The 4,063-nt window shown below is 64.9% G+C and carries 4 protein-coding genes; 3 read left to right on the forward strand and 1 reads right to left on the reverse strand.

The annotated features are described in order from the left end of the window. The 3 genes from Q0C59_RS19025 to Q0C59_RS19035 all read left to right on the forward strand — a co-directional run. Positions 1 to 636 (forward strand): pseudouridine synthase (locus tag Q0C59_RS19025; RefSeq protein WP_291218526.1); only part of this gene is annotated, 636 nt, incomplete at its 5' end. Positions 637 to 831: 195 nt separating this feature from the next. After that, entirely contained in the window at positions 832 to 1,200 is a 369-nt protein-coding gene (locus Q0C59_RS19030) for an RNA-binding protein (RefSeq protein ID WP_069046030.1), read from the forward strand. Between the two features lie 307 nt (positions 1,201 to 1,507). Continuing rightward, positions 1,508 to 1,810 carry a hypothetical protein gene (locus Q0C59_RS19035; protein ID WP_291218530.1) on the forward strand — a complete coding sequence of 101 codons (303 nt, stop codon included), beginning with the start codon at positions 1,508 to 1,510 and terminating at the stop codon, positions 1,808 to 1,810. A gap of 7 nt (positions 1,811 to 1,817) precedes the next feature. Here Q0C59_RS19035 and Q0C59_RS19040 read toward each other — a convergent pair. Next, a partial coding sequence (locus Q0C59_RS19040; protein ID WP_291218532.1) for an FAD-binding and (Fe-S)-binding domain-containing protein occupies positions 1,818 to 4,063 on the reverse strand: 2,246 nt, incomplete at its 5' end.

The raw sequence follows: 4,063 nt of genomic DNA on the forward strand, positions 1-4,063 counted from the left end.
CAGGACGAACACCTGCTGGTGGCGGACAAGCCGCATTTTTTGCCGGTCACGCCCGGCGGGCGCTACGTGCAGCAAAGCCTGCTGGTGCGCCTGAAGCGCCGCACCGGCATCGAGACGCTCAGCCCGATCCACCGCATCGACCGCGAGACCGCCGGGCTCGTGCTGTTCAGCCTGCGGCCGCAAGACCGCGACGCCTACCAGGCGCTGTTTCGCGAGCGCGCGGTGCACAAGGTGTACGAAGCGATCGCAGCCCACCGCACCGACATCGACTTTCCCCTCACACGCCGCAGCCGCATCGACGAAGACGGCGGCAGCTTCTTCCGCATGGTCGAGTCGGCGGGAGATCCGAACAGCGAGACCCACATCGAGCGTTGCGAGGTGCGCGGCACCTGGGCGCGCTACCGGCTTTCACCCGTGACCGGCAAACGCCACCAGTTGCGCGTGCACATGAACGCGCTGGGCGCACCCATCGTGGGCGACCAGTTCTACCCCACGGTTCTGCGCGGGCCCGAGGACGCCGAAGACTTTGCCGAACCGCTGCGACTGCTGGCGAGCAGCATCGCCTTTTCCGACCCGGTCACCGGCATGCCCAGGCGTTTCGAGAGTCGGCGCGCCATCGATTGGCCTGCGACTTGATGCGCAGAAAAGACTCGGGAAATACGCGGACAGGGGGACAAGGCTTCCGTAGCGCATAATCAACACGTTCGCGTGTCCAATCGCGCGTGCAAGTCAGGTGATCGGTCAGTTTCGCGCGCTACGGCGGTACTTTTAGAGTTAGTTGTGCTTTCGGGACCCCATCGCTTTTGTTTTCAGTTATTTTGAGGAGTCCTCATGGGCAACAAACTTTACGTCGGCAACCTGCCGTACACCGTTCGCGACGAAGACCTGCAACAGTCTTTCAGCGAATTCGGCTCTGTCAACAGCGCCAAAGTCATGATGGAACGCGACACGGGTCGCTCCAAGGGTTTCGGCTTTGTCGAAATGGGCAATGACGCCGAAGCGCAAGCAGCCATCTCCGGCATGAACGGCCAGTCCCTGGGCGGCCGCAGCATCACCGTGAACGAAGCCCGTCCGATGGAGGCACGTCCTCCCCGTACCGGCGGCTACGGCGGCGGTGGTGGTGGTGGCGGCTACGGTGGTGGCGATCGCTCCGGCGGTGGCGGCTACGGTGGCGGCGGCGGCGGTCGCGGCGGTTACTGATCCCTTTCAGCCCCGCGCTGAAAAGATCTGAAAAAGGCCCCGGAGCTTCGGCTCCGGGGCCTTTTTCGTGGCGCTTGCTTAAGATGCGATCCAAGTCTTTGCGAACCTTGGGAGCGCCATGACAGTTTGGGAATGGACAGTGGTGGTGTTGGCCTGCCTGGCCGTGGTGGCGGGGTGGCTGTTCGCTGAACATCTGGGCAACCGATGGTGGCAGGCCTTGCCCGAGCCCATCCGGGAGAAGGGCTTGATTCGCTGGTTTTTCCAACGCAAATAGCCAGCCCGAACAGCCATCGTCGACACCCGCCACATGACACGCCCCACCAGATCACCTTCAGTCTGGGCCAGAACGCTGTGCACCCTGTGTGCGGCCTTCATCGCAGCCTTGGGCTTGCTGGCCATCGTGACCGAAACCCACAGCGGATACGCGCGCTTCAAAGGCCATGTGACGCTGGTGGGCGATCAGGCGGTGGACATGGGGCTGGTCATCCTCTGCACAGCCCTGCTGCCGCTGGTGGTCTGGGTGCCACGGCGCTGGATCGGCTGGTCGCTGGTGGCCTGGTGGCTGCTGTTGATGGGCACCATCTTCCAGGCGGTCTTCAAACCGTTCTGAAGTTCCTTCACCCCACGAGCAGATCCGCCAGCAATCGACTCACGTGCACGGCCTCGCGCTGTGCGCCGTCTTGAATCTGGTGGCGGCAGCTGGTGCCGTCGGCCACCACGATGGCGTCAGGTTGTGACCGCACCGCCGGCAGCAGGCTGAGTTCGGCCATCTGCATCGACACGGCGTGATGTGAGGCTTCATATCCGAAGCTGCCAGCCATGCCGCAGCAGCTGCTCTCGATCAGCTGTGGGTTTGCTCCGGGAATCCAGCGCAGCACCTCCAGGATCGGTGAAACCGCGTCGAACGCTTTCTGGTGGCAATGGCCGTGCAGCAGCACCGGCTGGTCCACGGCCTTGAGTTGCGCCTTCAAGCCGTCAAGCCGTCCAGCTTTGGCTTCGCGCGCCAGGAACTCTTCAAACAGCAGCGCGTGTTCGGCAATCTGCTGCGGCGCCGAGCCCAGGCCCATCACCAGCATCTCGTCGCGCAGCGTGAGCAGGCAGGAGGGCTCCAGCCCCACGATGGCGATGCCCTTGTGCGCGAACGGGAGCAGGCTTTGCACCACCTCGCGCGCTTTTTCCTTGGCCTGCTCCACCATGCCGCTGGCCAGATAGGTGCGGCCGCAGCACAGGTGTTTGCCGTCGTCTTTGGCTTTGGTGGCCACATGCACGGTGAAACCGGCGGCCTGCAGCACCTTCACAGCGGCGTGTGCGTTCTCCGATTCGAAGTAACCGTTGAAAGTGTCGACAAAGAGCACCACGCCGCGTTCGGCGGCCAGCACCTCGTCGCGCGTCGCTGTCTTGAGCGGCGCGTTGAAGAAATGCTGCGCGTGCCACTGCGGCAGGCTGCGCCGGGCCGAGAGACCGAGCCATTTTTCAGACAGCTTGGCCAGCAAGGGAATGCGGTTGCGCAGGTTGAGCACCGGGGCCAGGCGCGCGGCCCAGGCGGCGTAGTCGGGCAGTTGTGCGACCAGCCGGTCCTTGAGCGTGTGACCGTGCTTCGCCTTGTAGTGCTGCAGGAACTCGACCTTCATCTTCGCCATGTCCACGCCGGTGGGGCAGTCGCGCTTGCAGCCCTTGCAACCCACGCAGAGGTCCATGGCCTCGCGCACCACCTCGCTGGTGAGGGCGTCGCTGCCCGCCAAGCCAGGTATCTGCCCGCTGAGCGCCAGGCGCAGGGTGTTCGCGCGGCCGCGCGTGAGGTGCTGTTCGTCGCGCGTGACGCGGTAGCTCGGGCACATGGTGCCGGCGTCGAATTTGCGGCAGTGGCCGTTGTTGTTGCACATCTCCACCGCCTTGGCCAGACCGCGCGCCGGGTCTTCACCAGTGCCGGGTGCGGTGGTCACTTCGGTCACCGGATCGGCTTTCACGTCCCACGCGCTCCAGTCGAGCACGGGTGTGATGGGCACCACCTTGTAGCCCGGTGGAAACCGCATGAGCCGCGTGTCGTCCATCTTCGGCGGGTCGATGATGCGGTTGGGTGAAAACAGCCCGGTGGGATCGAGATGCGCCTTGATGCGGGCGAACGCGTCGTTGATGCGCGGGCCGAACTGCCATTCGATCCACTCGCCGCGGCACAGGCCGTCGCCGTGTTCGCCGCTGTAGGCGCCCTTGTACTTGCGCACGAGTTCGCTGGCCTCTTCGGCGATTGCGCGCATCTTGGCCGCACCTTCGCGCCGCATGTCCAGGATGGGCCGCACGTGCAGCGTGCCCACCGAAGCGTGGGCGTACCAGGTGCCGCGGCTGCCGTGTTTGTGGAACACCTCGGTGAGCGCATCGGTGTACTCGGCCAGGTGCACCAACGGCACGGCACAGTCTTCGATGAAGCTCACGGGTTTGCCGTCGCCGCGCAGGCTCATCATGATGTTCAGGCCCGCCTTGCGCACTTCCCACAGGTTCTTCTGCGGTGCGTCGTCCACCATCTCGACCACGCTGCCGGGCAGGCCAAGGTCGCCCATGAGCTCCACGAGCTCGCGGATCTTGTGCGCGATGTCGGCCTTGCTCGGGCCGCTGAACTCCACCAGCAACACAGCCGCGGGTTTGCCACCGTTGATGTGAGGCGAGAGCGCGGTGCGGATGGTGGGTGCGAACGCCGGGTTCTGCAGCGAGAGCTCGATCATGGTGCGGTCGACCAGCTCCACCGCCGTGAGCTGGCCCACGGCCATGCCCTCGCCGAGCTTGACGATGTGCTGCGCGCTGTCCATCGCCTGGAAGAAGGTCGGGAAGTTCACCACGCCCAGCACCTTGGCGCGCGGCAACTCGCGCA

The organism is Hydrogenophaga sp. (genome assembly GCF_022844385.1).
In the GTDB taxonomy this organism is placed as follows: Bacteria; Pseudomonadota; Gammaproteobacteria; order Burkholderiales; family Burkholderiaceae_C; genus Hydrogenophaga.

What these genes read in the sequence shown, in the direction of transcription:
- Q0C59_RS19030 (WP_069046030.1), top strand. Translation starts at nt 832, where the DNA reads ATGGGCAACAAACTTTACGTCGGCAACCTGCCGTACACCGTTCGCGAC.
- Q0C59_RS19035 (WP_291218530.1), top strand. Translation starts at nt 1,508, where the DNA reads ATGACACGCCCCACCAGATCACCTTCAGTCTGGGCCAGAACGCTGTGC.